We start from the raw sequence: 17,719 nt of genomic DNA, 5'->3' as shown, positions 1-17,719 counted from the left end.
GTCATGTCGACAGGATGCTGTCAATAGAGGTCCACGCGCAGGCGCGCGGGGACGCGCGACCCGCAACCTGTCTGGTCCGCCCCGGTCTCGGTGGACAAGATGGTCATGGCCGCTCCGACCTGCGCGTCCTTACCCTGGGCATATGACCCCTCATGTCGAACCCGACCCCCAGGCCGGCGCGGCCGTGAAGGCCGCAGACCGCGCGCACGTGTTCCACTCCTGGTCCGCCCAGGGCCTGATCGATCCGCTCGCCGTCGCCGGCGCCGAGGGTTCGTACTTCTGGGACTACGACGGCAACCGCTACCTCGACTTCACCAGCGGCCTCGTCTACACCAACATCGGCTACCAGCACCCCCGCGTGGTCGCCGCCATCCAGGAGCAGGCCGCCAAGCTCACCACCTTCGCGCCCGCCTTCGCCATCGACGTACGCTCCGAGGCCGCACGCCTCATCGCCGAGCGCACCCCCGGCGACCTGGACAAGATCTTCTTCACCAACGGCGGCGCCGAGGCCGTCGAGAACGCCGTACGGATGGCCCGGCTGCACACCGGCCGCCACAAGGTGCTCTCCGCCTTCCGCTCGTACCACGGCGCCACCTCCACCGCGATCAACCTGACCGGCGACCCGCGCCGCTGGGCCTCCGACACCGGCTCCGCGGGCGTCGTCCGCTTCTGGGCGCCGTTCCTCTACCGCTCGCCGTTCTACGCGGAGACCGAGGCGCAGGAGTGCGAGCGCGCGCTCGCCCACCTCGAGGACACCATCGCCTTCGAGGGCCCGGGCACGATCGCCGCGATCATCCTGGAGACCGTCCCCGGCACCGCCGGCATCATGACCCCGCCGCCCGGCTACCTCGCCGGCGTCCGTGCGATCTGCGACAAGTACGGCATCGTCTTCGTCCTGGACGAGGTCATGGCGGGCTTCGGCCGCACCGGCAAGTGGTTCGCCGCCGAGCACTTCGACGTCGTGCCCGACCTGATGACCTTCGCCAAGGGCGTGAACTCGGGGTACGTCCCCCTCGGCGGCGTCGCGATCAGCGCCGAGATCGCCGCGACCTTCGACAAGCGGCCCTACCCCGGCGGACTGACCTACTCCGGCCACCCGCTCGCCTGCGCCGCCGCCGTCGCGACCATCCAGGTCATGGAGGACGAGAAGGTCGTCGAGCACTCCGCCCACATCGGCGAGACCGTCCTCGGCCCGGGCCTGCGCGAGCTGGCCGAGCGCCACCCGTCCGTCGGCGAGGTCCGCGGCATGGGCACGTTCTGGGCGCTCGACCTGGTCAAGAACAAGGAGACCCGCGAGCCGCTCGTCCCGTACAACGCGACGGGCGAGGCCAACGCCCCCATGGCGGCCTTCGGCGCGGCGGCCAAGAAGCACGGGCTGTGGCCCTTCATCAACATGAACCGCACCCACGCCGTGCCCGCCTGCAACGTCTCCGAGGCGGAGGCCAAGGAGGGCCTCGCCGCCCTCGACGCGGCGCTCTCCGTGGCGGACGAGCACACCGCGTAACTCCGTGGTGGGCGCACGTATCCCGTAAGGGTAAGAAGCGTCACGGAGCCGAACCCTCCGTCTGGTCTAGGGTGTCCCGAAGCCGGACGGAGGGGGGCCGACCAACATGCCCGCGAGCGGAGCTGTCACCCGCAACACCCTGCGGCAGCAGATCGCGGACGCGCTCCGTGACGAGGTGCTCGCCGGCCGTCTCCAGCCGGGCGAGGAGTTCACGGTCAAGCAGATCGCCGAGCAGTACGGCGTCTCCGCGACCCCGGTCCGCGAGGCGCTCGTCGACCTCTCCGCGCAGGGCCTCCTCGACTCCGACCAGCACCGCGGCTTCCGCGTGCACCAGTTCACGATCGCCGACTACCGCGGCATGGTCGAGGCCCGCATGCTCGTCGTGGACGGCATCTTCCGCCGCCACGACCCCGTCGCCCACCCGCCGGGCCCCGACGTCTCGCGCGGGGTCGCGCTCGTCTCCATACGGCGCCGGGGCGAGGCGGCGGCCCGCGCGGCCCGCGCCGGCGACCTCGACATCCTCATCGGCTACGACATCCGCTACTGGCGCGAGCTGGCCCGGCTCGTCTCCGCCAACGACTACATCGCCGACTTCCTGCACCGGCTGCGCGTCCAGGCCTGGGTCTTCTCCGTGCCGTACCTGCGCTCCGACCGGGACGTCCTCGGCTGGCTCTGGAGCGGGCACGTGGACCTCGTCGACGCGCTGACCCTCGGCGACGCGGTCGCCGCGGCCGAGGTCATGGGCGCGTACAACCGGCAGTCCCTGGAGTGGGCGGACCGCCTGGAGACCCGCGGCCGCTGATCGCGCTCCCCGCCGGGGGTGTCGGGCGGTGTGTCGAGGGGCAGGTGAGGGACAGGTCCCCACCGGGTGTGCGGCGCGGACCGCGCCGATTACCCTGGCCGTCCCTGCAACCGACGGAGAGCGAGCCTCCCTTGGCCTGTGACCTGTGGCTGGTCCCGCTGGTGGACGTGCTGTGCCACAGCCCCGACAACCCCTTCGCCGAAGAGATCGCCGCCTACGACACGGCCCTGACCGCGTCCGGTCTGCCGACCGTCCCCGTGTACGCCTACATGCCGGGGCTCTCCGGCGATGTCGCGCCCATCGCCGGGTTCGACTACGACGCCCTGCACTTCCTGCGCCGCGCCTACCTGCTGCACCTGTGCGGCCTGCCCGTCGAGCCGGTCGACGAGCTCGGCGGGGACTACGAACAGCTCCTGGAGATGTTCGAGTCGGCCGCGCAGCAGTCCCACCTCGTCTGGCACTACGACCACGCCGGGGCCTACGTCCCCGTCGACTTCCCCGCCCCGATCGCCACCGACGAGCTCCTGGAGGGCGGCGGCCCGCTCGGGTCCTCGCACGGGCTGCTCCGGGAACTGGAGTTCGTCGCGCCCGCCATCGGGATCGACCCGGCCAACCCGCCGGCCCCGCCGCTGCCGCCGGAACGGCCGACCTCCCTGGAGGAGCCGGCCCGGCCGATCGCGTACGACGACAGTCCGTTCGCGCGCGAGCGCCACGTGTGGCTGGGGCTGCACGCGGCGGCGACCCGGAGCCTCGGCCAGGGCTCGATGATCATCCTGAGCTGAGGCCACGAGAAAAGGGCGCTTCCGACCGGGGAAGCGCCCTTTTCCGCTGCTCTCGTACGGTCAGCGGGGCTCGGGCGGCCGCTGCCGGGGCATGTTCGGCCGGGTGCCGGGCGGGAGCGGGAAGCGGGACGACGGGTGCCCGCCCTCGGGGCGGGGCGTGCCGACGCCGACCGACTGCAGGGCCAGCGGCGCGGGGCCCGAGCGGAACTCGACCATCCAGTCCGCGGTCTCCGCCCGGACGAGCTCGGTGACGTCCTCCGAGAACCGGCGCAGCACGCCGAGGCAGCGCTCGGCCGCCTCGCTCGCGGTGCCCTCGGTGGGCCCGAGGACCTCCCGTACGCTCTCCGACGCCCAGTCGAACTGCAGGGCCTGGAGTCGGCGCTGCACCGCCTGCGCGGTGGCCACGTCCCTTATCCAGCCCGAGGTGAGGCCGAAGTACCGGTCGCAGGCCATGCAGGCGGCGCCGAGCAGCAGGGAGAGGTACCCCCAGCCGGCCGCGCCGTCCGCGACGTCGGTCAGGTCGAGCAGCGGCAGCGCGGCGCCCGCGATGACGCCCAGAGCCGTACCTATCCGCAGGGCCCGGGCGCAGCGGCGCTTCCAGACCCGGTCGGAGAGGTACCACTCGGCGGTGCGGAGCGCGTTGGACTCGACCCAGCGGTACAGCTCGTCCAGGCGCTCCGCGGGTTCGCCCCAGTCGCCGAGCGGGAAGGGCGTCCCGGTCAGATCGCGGCGCGCGGAGGACCGCCCGGGCTGTCCCGGCTGACCCGGCTGCCCGGGCGGCGGCTGCGGCGGCGGCATCTCCGGCTGCTGGCTCACCGGGGCACTCCTCTGTTCAGCTCAGCGCTCGTGTCGCTCTGTGACGTGCGGTGCACGTGGTGCCTGCCCTTCCTACCGCCGAATGGTGGGCTGTGGGCCCGGAATCCCGGGATTTCCGCCCGCAAGAGGGTCTTGATCAGGTAGAGGAGCACGCAGTTTCTCACTCGAAAGAGTTGTGGCGGCAGGCCGGGCATGGACCACGTAGGCTCGGCATACCGAACATCAGTCGTCCCGGTGTCCTCCGGATACCGGCGAAATGCCAGGAGTGACCGTGATTCCCGGTGGTGGCCAGCCCAACATGCAGCAGCTCCTCCAGCAGGCCCAGAAGATGCAGCAGGACCTCGCGCGTGCCCAGGAGGAGCTCGCCCTGACCGAGGTCGAGGGCCAGGCGGGCGGCGGCCTCGTGAGGGCGACGGTCACCGGCTCCGGCGAGCTGCGCGGCCTGGTGATCGACCCCAAGGCGGTCGACCCCGAGGACACCGAGACCCTGGCCGACCTGGTCGTCGCGGCGGTCAAGGCCGCCAACGACAACGCGCAGCAGCTCCAGCAGCAGAAGCTGGGCCCGCTGGCGCAGGGCCTGGGCGGAATGCCGGGCCTGGGCTTCTGAGCCGCTTCCGCGCCGCTTTCTGCGCTGCTTCTGCGCACTTCTGCACTGCATCGCGGGCCTGGGCTTCTAAGGTGCCCCGGCAGCCACTACCGTAAGAAACAAGCACTTCTGAGAAGGGCGTTCCGTTGTACGAAGGCGTGGTTCAGGACCTCATCGACGAACTGGGCAGGCTGCCCGGCGTCGGTCCCAAGAGCGCCCAGCGGATCGCCTTCCACATCCTCCAGGCGGAGCCGACGGACGTGCGGCGGCTCGCGCACGCGCTCCTGGAGGTCAAGGACAAGGTCAGGTTCTGCGCGGTCTGCGGCAACGTGGCACAGCAGGAGCAGTGCAACATCTGCCGCGACCCGCGCCGGGACCAGACGGTCATCTGCGTGGTCGAGGAGCCGAAGGACGTCGTGGCGATCGAGCGGACCCGTGAGTTCCGCGGCCGCTACCACGTGCTCGGCGGCGCGATCAGCCCGATCGACGGCGTCGGCCCGGACGACCTGCGCATCCGGGAGCTGCTCGCGCGGCTCGCGGACGGCGCGGTGACCGAGCTGATCCTCGCGACCGACCCGAACCTGGAGGGCGAGGCCACCGCGACGTACCTGGCGCGGATGATCAAGCCCATGGGCCTGAAGGTGACGCGCCTGGCGAGCGGCCTGCCGGTCGGCGGCGACCTGGAGTACGCCGACGAGGTGACCCTGGGGCGTGCCTTCGAGGGGCGGCGACTGCTAGATGTATGACCGACAGGTCCGCGCGCCCGCGCCCGCGCTCCAAGGAGGCACCCGCGATGTCTGACGCCACACTGCACGCGATCACGCAGGACCCGGACGACTTCGCGGTCCAGATCGCCGACTCGATCGAGTCCTTCATCGTGGCGACCACGGAAGTGGCCAAGGGCGACGAGCCCGACAGCGCGGTGCCCTTCCTGCTCCTGGAGATCTCGCAGCTGCTGCTCGCGGGCGGCCGGCTCGGCGCGCACGAGGACATCCTCCCGGACGAGCGCTACGAGCCCGACACGGGCCCGGAGCCGGACGTGGACGACCTGCGCGAGCGCTTCGCGACGATGCTCGACCCGGTGGACGTCTTCTCCGAGGTCTTCGACCCGTACGAGCCCCGCAAGGCCCCGGTACCGGCCCGGATCTCCGACAACCTGGCCGACATCGTCACCGACCTCCGCCACGGCCTGGCCCACTACCGCGCGGGCCGCACGAGCGAGGCGCTGTGGTGGTGGCAGTTCTCGTACTTCTCCAACTGGGGCCCGACCGCCTCGGCGACCCTCCGCGCCCTCCAGTCCCTGGTGGCCCACGTCCGCCTCGACCAGCCCCTGGCCGCCCTCGACGGCCTGGACACGGACGAGGACCTGACGGAGGACGACCTGGCGGAGGAGGCGGGCCGCGTGATGGCGGAGGAGATCGCGGGTCCGTTGGGCCTCGGCGTGAAGAAGTAGCGCCGAGGGGCCGATGACGGGGGGAGCGGAGGCGTCCGGCGACCGATCGGTCGCGGCCGGCGGGTCGATAGCGCGCGTCAACACGGGCGACTTCGTGACGCAGGTGGAGCGCGCGACGCTGCTGCTGGCGGAGGCGTTGACTGTGTCGCCGGGCGGGTTGGTCCATCTTCCGGAGCGAACGAAGCTGTTCGTGGGCCGCGAACGCGAACTGGCCCTGCTGGACGAGGACATGGAGCCCGTCCAGGTCATCTGTGGCCTGGGCGGCATCGGCAAGTCGACCCTGGCGGCCCGATGGGCGGCGAACCGGGTGCCCGACCACCAGCTGGTCTGGTGGATCACGGCCGAGACCCCGGCCGAACTGGACGCGGGCCTGGCGGAGCTGGCGCGGGCGATGCAGCCGTCGGTGGTGGGCGTCCTCCCCGAAGACGCCCTGCGCGAGCGGGCGTTGCAGTGGCTGGCGACGCACGAGGGCTGGCTGCTCGTCCTCGACAACGTCTCGGACCCGGCGGACCTGCGCCCACTGCTGGCCCGGGCGGGCGGCAGCGGCCGGATCCTGGTGACGTCGAGGAGGGCGTCGGGCTGGCAGGACATCGGACGGACGGTGGCGCTGGAGGTCCTGGGCCCGGGGGAAGCGGCGGAACTGTTCCGGGGCGTGTGCGAAGCGGCCGACGGACTCGACGACCTCTGCGCGGAGTTGGGCTACCTGCCGCTCGCGCTGAAGCAGGCGGCCGCGTACTGCGCGGAGGCCGGCATCACCCCGCGTACGTACCTGGAGTTGCTGGCGGAGTACCCCGCCGAGATGTTCGCCGCGACGGCGGAGGGCGGCGAGGCGGCGCGGACGCTGGCGCGGGTGTGGCAGGTGACGTTGGTTCGACTGGCGGACACCCCGATGGCCGTCACTGTGCTCCGGGTCATCGCCTGGTGGGCGCCCGAAGGGATCCCGCGCTGGCTCCTGGAGCCGCTGGGGACGCCTCTGGAGGTCACGGAGGCGGTACGGCGCCTTGCCGCGCACAGCATGATCACGCTGAGGGACGGGGAGCTGGCCGTCCACCGGTTGGTGCAGGCGGTGGTCAGGGCGGACTTGGCGGAGGCGACTCTCCTTGAGGGCGCCGTGTATTTGCTGCGCCGAGGCGCGGCGCACAAGGCGGCCGGCGCGGGACGCCAGGTGGCCGTGCACGCGGAGGCGCTGGCTGGGCACGTCGCTGAGGCGGAGGACACCGACGCGGTGGCCGAACTCTGCCAATTGGCCGGAGTGTTCTTCGGAAGGGACACGGACACGAGCCGAGCTCTGCCGCTCCTCGAGCGGTCGGTGATCTCCCTGCGTCGGATCCACGGCCCGGGCCATCCGATGACGCTGCGCGCGGTGCAATTCCTGGGCCTGGCCCTGAACGTGGCGGGCGACAAGGCGCGGGCGATCGATCTCCTGGAGGGTTGCCTCTCGGACCGGCTGCGGATCCTCGGGCCGGACGATTCCGCCACCTTGGAAGCCCGCGAGAACCTGGCCCGAGTCCTGCGGGAACGCGAACCCAAGCGGGCGGAGGAACTGCTCACCGAGAACGTCGAACACTTGGATCGTCTCCTGGGGCCCGCCCATTCTGCGGCCATCCAGGCGCGGTATGCGCTGATCGAGGGCCGCTCCGGCGGGGGCATCGACGTGACCGCTCTTGAGGAACTCGCGGCCGAAGCCGAGCGCGCGTCGCCGAATGATCCCCATCTCGTGGGCAGGATCAAGTACACCCTGGTCCTGGCGCTCTCGCGTGCCGGGGAGACGGAGCGCGCCTTCGCCCTCGCGGAGGAGCTGATCGAGGGGGCCCGGCACAGCAGCGGCGCTGCCGCGTCGCGTACCTTCCTGTTCCGCCTTCTCGGCGTCCAAGTGCTCAATGAGGGCGGACAGCAGGACCGCGGGCGAGCCCTGGCGGCCGAGTTGCTTGAGGACTGCCTGTCGGTGCTCGGGGAGTGCGAGCTGACGCGGCTTGTGCGGATGGCAATGGAGTAAGCCGCACGGTCTCGCAGCCGCGCTGCCATCATGGGTGCATGGCAACGCGCGTGAACTCAAAGGCACTCCTGTGGACCGGCGTTGGCGTCGGTGTCGTCGGGATCGACGCCCTGATCGCCGTCGCCCTCGCCGACCTCGGGAAGGCCGACCAGATCGCCAGCGTCACCGGGGCCGTTCTCGCTGTCGTGGGCATCGGGCTCACGCTCTGGGGGCAGTTCGGCCGGGGCACAGCCGCCCCACCGAATGTGACCGCCTCCGGCGCCGGCTCCGTCGCGGCGGGCGGCAACATCGGGTCCGTGGCCACGGGCAGCGGCACGACCCCCGCACCCGTACCCGTACCCGCACCGGCCCCCGCACCCAACCCCACCCCGCCGCCCGCCCGAGGGCCCGTCACCGCGTCCGGGGACCGTTCCGTCGCCGCGGGCGGTGACATCGGGAGCGTGTCGACGGGCGACGCGTGACCGGCACAGAGCCCCACGTCGAGGCCGCCGGGGACCGGGCCGTCGCGGCCGGCGGCAACATCGGGCGGGTCGCGACCGGGGACTACGTCACCCAGGTCGAACGCGCGATCCTGCTCCCGCCCGAGGCACTCGCGCCCGCCGTCTGCCCGGACGGGCTGTCCAAGATCCCGCGCAAGGCCGTGCGGTTCGTCGGGCGTGAGCGGGAACTCCGGTGGCTGGACGAGCACTTCGAGGCACCGGATCACCGCGTCGTCGCCCTCCGCGGACTCGGTGGCGTCGGGAAGTCGACGCTCGCCGCCCGCTGGGCGGGCCGGAGGGGGCGACCACCCCACCTGGTGGATCACCGCCGAGAGCCGCGCCGACCTCGACGCCGGGCTCGCCGACCTCGCCGGCGCGATGCAGCCCGCGCTGATCGACGTACTCCCGCGGGAGGCCCTGCGGCAGCGGGCGTTGCAGTGGCTGTCCACGCACGACGGATGGCTGCTCGTGCTCGACAACGTCACCGAGGCCGCCGACGTCGAGGACCTGCTCTCCCGGCTCGCCGGGCGCGGCCGGATCCTGGTCACGACCCGGCACGCGGCCGGCTGGCACGGCATCGCCGAGGTCCTGGACCTGACCGTCCTCGACCCGGAGGAGTCGTACGCGATGTACGCACAGGCCGTCGGCGGTCTCGGGCCCCGGGACGGCCACCACGTGGAGACGGTCTGCGCCACGCTCGGGCACCTGCCCCTCGCCGTGGCCCAGGCCGCCGCCTACTGCGCCGAGACCCGTACGACGCCCGCCGAGTACCTCGACCAGCTCCGCCGGTACCCCGGCGACGGGCAGGAGGCCGTCGCACGGACCTGGCGGCTCACCCTGGACCGGCTCGTCGCCGTCGACCCGCTCACCGGGACCCTGCTGCGAGTCCTCGCCTGGTGGGGGCCCGACCGGATCCCCCGGCAGCTGCTCGACCGGCTCGGGCCCACTCCCGTCGTGCGGCGCGCGGTCGGGCGGCTCGCCGCGCACAGCATGGTGACGCTGCACGAGGACGGCGCCGTCTCCGTACACCGGCTCGTGCAGTCCGTCGCGCGTACGGTGGACGCACACGATCCGCACCGGCGGGCCGAGGACATCGACGCGGCCCGCGCCCTCGCGGAGGAGACGCTCACCGAGGCCGTGCCCCGGGGCGTCGGGGGCGCGACGGAGTGGGGCGCGTGGCGCGCGCTGTTCCCGCACGTGGAGACGTACCTCGGGCAGGTCGACCCGGCGGCCGACACCGCGCGTACGGCGGCGCTCGTGGACCGGGCGGCCTGGTTCATGGTGGAGCACAGCGACCTGCTGCGGGCGGTGCACTGGTTCGACCGGGCCGTCGAGTGCCGGGAGCGCGTGCTCGGCGCGGACCACCCGGACACCGTCGCCAGCCGCCAGGGCATCGCCGAGTGCTGGGCCATCGAGGGCGAGCTGTGGTCGTCGGCCGACCTTCAGGAGCGGGTCGTCGCCGATCTGGAGCGGGTGCTCGGCGAGGACCGGGCGGAGACGCACATGGCTCGCGGCAGGCTCGCGGTCACCTGGCGGCAGATGGGCGACAAGGACGGCGCGGTCGCCCTGATGGAACGGGCGCTCGCCGGACTCGAAGGTCTCCTCGGCCCCGACCACCGGGACACCCTGCGGGTACGGAGCAACCTGGGCGTCGCCTACCAGGACGCAGGGCGCCTGGAGCAGGCGATCGCCCTGCACGAGCGGACGCTCGGCGAGCGCGGGCGGCTGCTCGGTCCGGACCACCCGGAGACGCTGACCTCCCGGCTGAACCTGGTCCGGCTGTACGAGGCGGTGGGGGAGGTCGAGCGGGCGGTGGCCGAGTTCGAGGCGGTGGTCGCCGACGCCGTACGGGCCCTGGGGGACGAGCACCCCTTCACGGCCCACCTGTGGCACATCCGGCCTCCGGGCAGCCCCTGGGGACTGTGAGCCCGCCCACACCTCCGCGTACCCCCGCCCCCGCAGGGCATGCGGTCCCCACGGGCGGCCCGGGTCCCCCCGACGTGATCACGTCCTGAGCGGGACATCTCAGGATGCGATATACGGTCGGCGATTCCGGGCCGCTCGTTAAACTGAGCCGACCGCAGTAATGACTGCGGCAAAGACTGAGCGAGGAGCGCACGTGGGCCTTGTCGTGCAGAAGTACGGAGGCTCCTCCGTTGCCGATGCCGAAGGCATCAAGCGCGTCGCCAAGCGGATCGTGGAAGCCAAGAAGAACGGCCACCAGGTGGTCGTCGTGGTCTCCGCGATGGGCGACACGACGGACGAGTTGATCGATCTCGCCGAGCAGGTATCCCCGATGCCGGCCGGGCGTGAGTTCGACATGCTGCTGACCGCCGGAGAGCGGATCTCCATGGCCCTGCTGGCCATGGCGATCAAAAACCTGGGCCACGAGGCCCAGTCGTTCACGGGCAGCCAGGCCGGTGTCATCACCGACTCGGTCCACAACAAAGCGCGCATCATCGATGTCACGCCGGGCCGGATCCGCACCGCCCTCGACGAGGGCAACATCGCCATCGTCGCGGGCTTCCAGGGTGTGTCCCAGGACAAGAAGGACATCACCACGCTCGGCCGCGGCGGGTCGGACACGACCGCCGTCGCGCTGGCCGCCGCGCTCGACGCCGAGGTCTGTGAGATCTACACGGACGTCGACGGCGTCTTCACGGCCGACCCGCGGGTGGTGAAGAAGGCGAAGAAGATCGACTGGATCTCCTTCGAGGACATGCTGGAGCTCGCCGCCTCCGGCTCCAAGGTGCTGCTGCACCGCTGCGTCGAGTACGCACGTCGTTACAACATCCCGATCCACGTCCGCTCGTCCTTCTCGGGGCTGCAGGGCACCTGGGTCAGCAACGAGCCGCAAGGGGACCGCAAGGTGGAGCAGGCCATCATCTCGGGCGTCGCCCACGACACCTCCGAGGCGAAGATCACCGTCGTCGGCGTGCCGGACAAGCCGGGCGAGGCCGCGGCCATCTTCCGCGCCATCGCGGACGCCGAGATCAACATCGACATGATCGTCCAGAACGTGTCGGCCGCGTCGACCGGTCTGACGGACATCTCCTTCACCCTCCCCAAGGCCGAGGGCCGCAAGGCCATCGACGCCCTGGAGCGGACGAAGAACGTCATCGGCTTCGACTCGCTGCGCTACGACGACCAGATCGGCAAGATCTCCCTGGTCGGCGCCGGTATGAAGACGAACCCGGGCGTCACGGCCGACTTCTTCCGGGCGCTCTCCGACGCCGGGGTGAACATCGAGCTGATCTCCACCTCGGAGATCCGCATCTCGGTCGTCACCCGCGCCGACGACGTCAACGAGGCCGTGCGCGCCGTGCACACCGCCTTCGGTCTGGACAGCGACTCCGACGAGGCCGTCGTCTATGGAGGCACCGGCCGATGACCCGTAAGCCGACGCTCGCGGTCGTCGGTGCGACCGGAGCCGTCGGTGCGGTCATGCTCCAGATGCTCTCGCAGCACGCGGACGTCTGGGGCGAGATCCGACTCGTCGCCTCCCCGCGCTCGGCCGGCGCCAAGCTTGCCGTACGCGGGGAGGAGACCGAGGTCCTCGCGCTGAGCGAGGAGGCACTGGAGGGCGTCGACCTCGCCCTCTTCCTGGTGCCCGAGGACATCGCGGCGCGCTGGGCGCCGATCGCCGCCGCCAAGGGCGCGGTGGTGGTGGACACCTCGGCGGCGTTCCGGGCCGACCCGGACGTGCCGCTGGTGGTCCCCGAGATCAATCCGCACGCCGCACGGGTACGGCCCCGGGGGATCGTCGCGAGCCCCGGCTGCTCCACGCTGCCGCTGATCGTCGCCGTGGGCGCGCTGCACGCCGAGTTCGGGCTCGGCGAGCTGGTGGTGACCGCCCAGCAGGCCGCGAGCGGGGGTGGGCAGGCGGGCGTCGCCGCGCTGCACGCGCAGATGTCGCTGGTGGCCGGGACCGAGCTCGGTACGCACCCCGGAGACGTACGGCGGGCCGTAGGCGACGACACCGGGCCCTTCGCCGGTCCTGTCGCGCTGAACGTGGTGCCCTGGTCGGGGGCGCTCTCGGCGGACGGCTGGTCCTCCGAGGAGCTGGCGCTGCGCGCCGAGACCCGCAAGATCCTCGACCTTCCCGGGCTGCCCGTCGTCGCGACCTGCGTCCGCGTCCCGGTGGTGACCGCGCACTCGATCTCCGTGCACGCGCGGTTCGAGCGGCCGGTGAGCGTGGAGCGGGCGCACGAGATCCTGGCGACCTCGCCCGGCGTGGTCCTCTTCGACGATCCGGCCTCGGGCGCCTTCCCCACGCCTGCCGACGTCGTGGGCACGGACCCGGTCTGGGTGGGGCGGGTGCGCCGGTCGATGGACGACGAGCGGGCGCTCGAGTTCTTCGTCTGCGGCGACAACCTCCGCAAGGGCGCCGCGCTGAACGCCGTACAGATCGCGGAGTCGATCATTCGTCCCGAGCGTCCGGAGCGTCCGGAAATCGGCGACGCTTGATCGTTCGACTTTGTAGGATCTGTGAACGACCTGTGAGCAAGTCGGCTCCGGATGCCCCTTGAACTGGGGTGACGCCATGTTCGACGATGCTCTTCACCCTTACCGCAACCGGCAGTTGGGTAGGGGACGTCTCTTTGCGCACCCATGTGGTGTGTCTTTGGTGTGTCGCAGTACGGGCCGTGAAAGCGGGGCATTGGGGATGAACGAGTACGCATGAGGGCAATAGGTGCACCGTCAAGAACGGTGGCGTACTCGTACAACCCTGACGGGGGGAAGCGTGTCCAACAGGCGTGGCAGAGGTACTCGACATCGCGGCGGTCGTCCCGCTCCGCGGCACGTTCACGGTTCCGGCACGCGCCGGCGGCGCTGCGATCAGCGGCGTCCCAGTGGTGCGCCCGCTCCGGCGGCCGCGTCCGGCGACCGGCGGCATGCCGGTGATCGCCCCCATGCCCGCGGGGACCAGGGCGGCCGGTGTGTCCGGCATACCCTCGCCCCGCGAGAGCGCTGACGGCATCGTGTCCGCGGGCACCTCCGTCGATCACCTGACCGAGACCTACCGAGCGCACTACCGCTCGCTGCTGGGTCTCGCCGCGCTGCTCCTCGACGACACGGCCTCCTGCGAGGACGTGGTCCAGGAGGCGTTCATCCGCGTCCACTCCGCGCGCAAACGGGTCCGGGACCCCGAGAAGACCCTGGCCTATCTGCGCCAGACGGTCGTCAACCTCTCGCGTTCGGCCCTGCGCCGCCGCATCCTCGGGCTCAAGCTGCTCTCCAAGCCGATGCCGGACATGGCGAGCGCGGAGGAGGGGGCGTACGACCAGCTGGAGCGCGACGCCCTCATCAAGGCGATGCGCGGACTTCAGCGGCGGCAGCGCGAGGTGCTGGTCCTGCGATACTTCGCGGACATGACGGAGGCCCAGGTGGCCGAGACCCTCGGGATATCCCTGGGGTCGGTGAAGGCGTACGGCTCGCGTGGCATCGCGGCGCTGCGCGTCGCGATGGAGGCGACGGCATGAGCTCCGGCGGTACGAGTTCCGGTGGTACGAGCGGACTGCCCGACGGTGAACGCGACGACATGGGACACAGGATTGTGAACGACCGGCCGGACAACGAGCGGGCCGACGGCCACGACGACCTCTTCGACGGGGACGAACTGGCGCTGCGGCGGCTGTTGCACGGCGCCGTGGGCGACCTCCAGCCCTCCGACGGCGCCCTCGACCATCTGCGCCGGGCCGTCCCCGCGCGGCGCACCCGCAAGCGCCAGGCCGTCGTCGGCTTCGCCGCGGCCGCCGTGCTGATCGGCACGGCCGTGCCCGCCCTCGTGCATGTCGCCGGCTCCGGCGGCATCACCGCCGACCAGGCCGTCAACGCGGGCCACGGCGAGCAGGCGCAGGGCGGCACCGGCTCCGAGACCGGCGTCGAGGGCGGCGGGCAGGGCGCCGGCAAGCCGAGCGGCACCGCGGCTCCGAGCCAGGGCGCCGGTGCCGGGGGACAGACGGAGGACGCGGCCAACGGCGCCACGGGCTCCGGTTCGAGCTCCCCGGTGGGCTCCCTGCCGGTCTGCGCGGCCGGGCAGTTGGCCGTCGGCTCGGCGCAGGCGGGCGGCCCCGACGCCCAGGGCAAGGTCTACGGCACCTTCCGCATCTCCAACGTCTCCGGCAAGGAGTGCGTGGTCGGCGGCGACGGCACGGTCGGCTTCCAGGCGCTCGGCGCGGCCGACCCGTCCAAGATCACGGTCGTCGCGCACACGGCGGGGGACGCGGCGAGCGGACTGCCCGACCCCTCGCAGGAGTCGCCCACGCTGCTCCTGAAGCCGGACAACGCGTACGAGGTGAAGTTCGCCTGGGTCCCGGCGGCGACCTGCCCCACCACGGGCACCCCGGACCCCGGCCCCGGCCCGGACCCGACGCCGACGCCCACTCCGGACCCGACCCCGAGCCCGTCCAAGGACAGCGGCGACGGCGGTACGTCGGCGGGGGCCTCTGGCTCGACCGGCAACGGCGACGCGGTCGACGGCGCGGCCCCGCAGCTCGTCATGGACGGGACCCCCGCCGACGGCAGCGTCGCGATCAGCCACACCGCCGACCCGGGCGCCCCCCAGGCAGCCACCACGATCCCGAACGCGTGCGCGGGCACCATCTACCGCACGGGCGTCCTGGACGCGTCCTAGCGCGGAGGCCTCCTGGCGCCGGGACGCCTCCCGGCGCCGACGGTGCCTGCTGTGAGGGTGTCTAGAGCCCCAGCGCCTCGTCGCGCTGGGCCTCTGCCTCGCGGCGCAGGAGGCGGAACCACATGAAGAGGACGAAGCCGGCGAAGACGAACCACTCGGCGGTGTAGCCGAGGTTCTGGAACGCCTTCAGGTCCAGCGACGTGCCCGCCGCAGCCGCCGCCGGGACGGGGGTCAGCCCGGCGGGGGAGTCGGTGAGCGTGACCCAGGCGTCGTAGACCTCGTCGGGGACCACGTTCACCAGGGACCCCGCGCTGATCATGGCGAGCTGGCCATCGGGGAGGCCGCCGGCCGCGCGGACCCCCTTCGTGCCCGCGGTCTCGGAGGCCTGGAGCGCGCCGACCACGGTGACCTCGCCCGACGGCGGGGCCGGCGCCTTCGCGCCGGCCGGCAGCCAGCCCCGTACCACCGGCAGGGACTTGCCGCCGTCCGTCTTCAAGAGCGTCAGGACGTAACTGCCCGGGCGGCCGTCCAGCTCACGGTCCGGCACCAGGAACTGCTGGTCGTACCGCCCGCTCACCTGCGCGTGCCGGCCCGAGGTCTCCTTGTCCACCGGCAGCAGCGCGGCCAGCGGCTCGGTCTTCAGCGTGCCCGGGTCGGGGGCCCGCTCCGCCTCCTGATGGGAGTCGACGCGGTCCTCGAACTTGCCCATCTGCCACGTCCCCATGAACAGGCAGAACGGGATCGCCAGCAGGACGAAGACGTTGATCCCCCACCAGCGGGGCGTTCTCAGGAACCGGTACACCCCTCCACGGTACGCAGCCGCCTCACCCCCCGACCGGCCGGGTCCCCAGGTGACGCGCGGCGAAGGCCAGCTCCTGGCGGACCTGCTTGATCCGCTCCTCCACCACCAGGGAGCCGTGCCCCGCGTCGTACCGGTACACCTCGTGGACCGCGTCCCGTGCGGCGAGCCGGTCCACGTAGTTGTCGATCTGGCGGATCGGGCAGCGCGGGTCGTTGACGCCCGCCGAGATGTACACCGGGGCCGTGACCCGGTCCACGTACGTCAGCGGCGACGAGGCCTCGAACCGGTCCGGCACGTCCTCCGGCGAGCCGCCGAAGAGCGTCCGGTCCAGCGCCTTCAGGGCCTCCATCTCGTCCGCGTACGCCGTCACGTAGTCGGCGACCGGGACGGCGGCGAGCCCCAGCGACCAGGCCCCCGGCTGCGTGCCGAGCCCGAGGAGCGTCAGATACCCGCCCCACGAGCCACCGGACAGGACCAGCTTGGCCGGGTCGGCGAGCCCCGAGGCGACGGCCCACTCACGGACCGCGGCGATGTCCTCCAGCTCGATCAGGCCGACGCGGTGCTTGAGCGCGTCCGTCCACTCCCGGCCGTAGCCGGTCGAGCCGCGGTAGTTGACCCGGACCACCGCGTACCCGTGGTCGAGCCAGGCCGCAGGGCCCGAGGCGAAGGCGTCGCTGTCGTGCCAGGTGGGGCCGCCGTGCACCTCGAAGACCGTCGGGAACGGCCCCTCGCCCTCGGCCGGCCGCTGCACCAGCGCGTGGATCCGGCCGCCCGGGCCCTCCACCCACACGTCCTCCACCGGAATCGAACCGGGCGCCTTCGGGCCCGGCGGGTCGAGGACCACCCCACCGGACGTCGAGCGCACGCTCGCCGGCTCCGCGGCCGAGGACCACAGGTACTCCACGGTGCCGTCGGGGCGGGCCGTGGCCTCCGACACCGAACCGGCCGGGGTCTCCACCCGCGCCAGGGCGCCCGTCGCGATGTCGTACCGCCACAGCTCGCTGCGCGCCTCGAAGCTGTGGACGATCAGCAGGCCCGTACCGTCGACGTACCACTCGGCCGCCACGTCGCCCGGCAGGTCGAGGCGGAGGTCGGTCTCCCGGCCCGTCGCCACGTCCCACAGCATCGGCTCCCAGCGGCCGCGCCGCTGGTGCCCGACGAGCAGCCGGGTGTCCCCGTCCACCGGCGCGAAGCCGAGCACGGAGAGCCCCAGCTCCTTCGTGCCGCCCTTGGAGTCGTCCAGCTCGGCCACCACCGAGGAGTCCTCGGTGCGCACCACCCGCAGGGCCTCGTGCATCGCGTCGCCGTGCTCGGTGTGCTCGATCACGAGCAGCGAACCGTCGTGCGAGAGGTCGCCCACCCCGGCCGACTCCGGGTGCCGGTAGATCTCGACGGGCGCCGCCCCGCCCCGTACGAGGTGGATCGTCGAGCCCTCCTCGTCCGTCGACCGGCCGACGACCACCGTGCCCTCACGGCCGATCGCGAGCCCGGCCGGATACGAGGCCGCGAGCCCGGGCACCGCGGGCTCGTCCGCGCCGCCCTCGAAGGGCTGGCGCATCCAGACCCCGAACTCGTCCCCGTCCTTGTCCGAGAACCACCAGATCCACCGCCCGTCGGGCGACAGCGTGCCGTCCGTCGTCCCGTTCGGCCGGTCCGTGACCTGCCGCTGGACACCGGTCGCCCGGTCCCAGGCGTACAGCTCGTACGTCCCCGTCGCGTTGGACACGAACAGCGAACGATCGGGCGCCTCCTCGGCCCACTCGGGCAGGGAGACACGGGGGGCCCGGAACCGCCGCTCCCAGGCGGGGACGTCACGGAGGTCGGGGGTGGCGGTGATCTCGTTGCTCTCGGTCATGCCCCCC

16 protein-coding genes are annotated in these 17,719 nt (G+C 72.4%); 13 read left to right on the top strand and 3 right to left on the bottom strand.

Annotated features, from left to right (window positions below; translation table 11 throughout):
* Window positions 1-142 precede the first annotated feature (142 nt).
* The 3 genes from ACWCO8_RS11450 to ACWCO8_RS11440 all read left to right on the top strand — a co-directional run bounded on the left by ACWCO8_RS11450 (window position 143) and on the right by ACWCO8_RS11440 (window position 3,088).
* Window positions 143-1,504: an aminotransferase class III-fold pyridoxal phosphate-dependent enzyme gene (locus ACWCO8_RS11450; protein WP_451032065.1), complete on the top strand. Its 1,362-nt coding sequence runs from the start codon at window positions 143-145 to the stop codon at window positions 1,502-1,504.
* A gap of 106 nt (window positions 1,505-1,610) precedes the next feature.
* The gene (locus ACWCO8_RS11445) at window positions 1,611-2,306 is read left to right on the top strand and encodes a GntR family transcriptional regulator (protein WP_451032064.1); all 696 of its coding nucleotides are present in this window, start codon (window positions 1,611-1,613) and stop codon (window positions 2,304-2,306) included.
* A 131-nt stretch (window positions 2,307-2,437) separates the two neighbouring features.
* Window positions 2,438-3,088: a hypothetical protein gene (locus ACWCO8_RS11440; RefSeq protein WP_451032063.1), complete on the top strand. Its 651-nt coding sequence runs from the start codon at window positions 2,438-2,440 to the stop codon at window positions 3,086-3,088.
* 60 nt (window positions 3,089-3,148) lie between these two features.
* Here the strand turns inward: ACWCO8_RS11440 and ACWCO8_RS11435 are convergent, their stop codons facing one another.
* Entirely contained in the window at window positions 3,149-3,886 is a 738-nt protein-coding gene (locus ACWCO8_RS11435) for an SLATT domain-containing protein (protein ID WP_451032389.1), read from the bottom strand.
* Window positions 3,887-4,175: 289 nt separating this feature from the next.
* Here ACWCO8_RS11435 and ACWCO8_RS11430 point away from each other — a divergent pair, with 289 nt between their 5' ends.
* The 10 genes from ACWCO8_RS11430 (at window position 4,176) to ACWCO8_RS11385 (ending at window position 15,055) form a co-directional block, all read left to right on the top strand.
* The gene (locus ACWCO8_RS11430) at window positions 4,176-4,511 is read left to right on the top strand and encodes a YbaB/EbfC family nucleoid-associated protein (RefSeq protein WP_362006170.1); all 336 of its coding nucleotides are present in this window, start codon (window positions 4,176-4,178) and stop codon (window positions 4,509-4,511) included.
* 125 nt (window positions 4,512-4,636) lie between these two features.
* Entirely contained in the window at window positions 4,637-5,236 is a 600-nt protein-coding gene (gene recR, locus ACWCO8_RS11425; protein ID WP_451032062.1) for a recombination mediator RecR, read from the top strand.
* Window positions 5,237-5,283: 47 nt separating this feature from the next.
* Window positions 5,284-5,943 carry a DUF5063 domain-containing protein gene (locus ACWCO8_RS11420; RefSeq protein ID WP_451032061.1) on the top strand — a complete coding sequence of 220 codons (660 nt, stop codon included), beginning with the start codon at window positions 5,284-5,286 and terminating at the stop codon, window positions 5,941-5,943.
* A gap of 13 nt (window positions 5,944-5,956) precedes the next feature.
* Window positions 5,957-7,939 carry a tetratricopeptide repeat protein gene (locus tag ACWCO8_RS11415; RefSeq protein ID WP_451032060.1) on the top strand — a complete coding sequence of 661 codons (1,983 nt, stop codon included), beginning with the start codon at window positions 5,957-5,959 and terminating at the stop codon, window positions 7,937-7,939.
* A gap of 38 nt (window positions 7,940-7,977) precedes the next feature.
* Complete coding sequence (locus tag ACWCO8_RS11410; protein WP_451032059.1) at window positions 7,978-8,400, top strand: hypothetical protein; 423 nt, start codon at window positions 7,978-7,980, stop codon at window positions 8,398-8,400.
* 195 nt (window positions 8,401-8,595) lie between these two features.
* Entirely contained in the window at window positions 8,596-10,344 is a 1,749-nt protein-coding gene (locus tag ACWCO8_RS11405) for a tetratricopeptide repeat protein (RefSeq protein WP_451032058.1), read from the top strand.
* 193 nt (window positions 10,345-10,537) lie between these two features.
* Window positions 10,538-11,809 (top strand): aspartate kinase, encoded by a 1,272-nt coding sequence (locus tag ACWCO8_RS11400; protein ID WP_362005903.1) that lies wholly within the window; start codon window positions 10,538-10,540, stop codon window positions 11,807-11,809.
* On the top strand, window positions 11,806-12,885 hold the full coding sequence (locus ACWCO8_RS11395; RefSeq protein ID WP_451032057.1) for an aspartate-semialdehyde dehydrogenase: 1,080 nt from the start codon (window positions 11,806-11,808) through the stop codon (window positions 12,883-12,885). Before ACWCO8_RS11400 ends, ACWCO8_RS11395 begins: the two co-directional genes overlap by 4 nt.
* Window positions 12,886-13,313: 428 nt before the next feature.
* Window positions 13,314-13,901, top strand: a complete 588-nt coding sequence (locus ACWCO8_RS11390; protein WP_451032388.1) for a SigE family RNA polymerase sigma factor — start codon at window positions 13,314-13,316, stop codon at window positions 13,899-13,901.
* 59 nt (window positions 13,902-13,960) lie between these two features.
* Window positions 13,961-15,055 carry a hypothetical protein gene (locus ACWCO8_RS11385; RefSeq protein ID WP_451032056.1) on the top strand — a complete coding sequence of 365 codons (1,095 nt, stop codon included), beginning with the start codon at window positions 13,961-13,963 and terminating at the stop codon, window positions 15,053-15,055.
* 61 nt (window positions 15,056-15,116) lie between these two features.
* On the opposite strand, the gene ACWCO8_RS11380 is transcribed toward ACWCO8_RS11385, so the two are convergent.
* Both ACWCO8_RS11380 and ACWCO8_RS11375 read right to left on the bottom strand, forming a co-directional pair.
* Complete coding sequence (locus tag ACWCO8_RS11380) at window positions 15,117-15,857, bottom strand: SURF1 family protein (RefSeq protein ID WP_451032055.1); 741 nt, start codon at window positions 15,855-15,857, stop codon at window positions 15,117-15,119.
* Between the two features lie 22 nt (window positions 15,858-15,879).
* Complete coding sequence (locus tag ACWCO8_RS11375) at window positions 15,880-17,712, bottom strand: S9 family peptidase (RefSeq protein WP_451032054.1); 1,833 nt, start codon at window positions 17,710-17,712, stop codon at window positions 15,880-15,882.
* Between the last annotated feature and the right edge of the window lie 7 nt (window positions 17,713-17,719).

It is taken from the genome of Streptomyces sp. NPDC001927 (genome assembly GCF_053594455.1).
The sequence above is the reverse complement of the archived record's forward strand: the minus strand, read 5'-3'. Positions and strand labels throughout refer to the sequence as shown.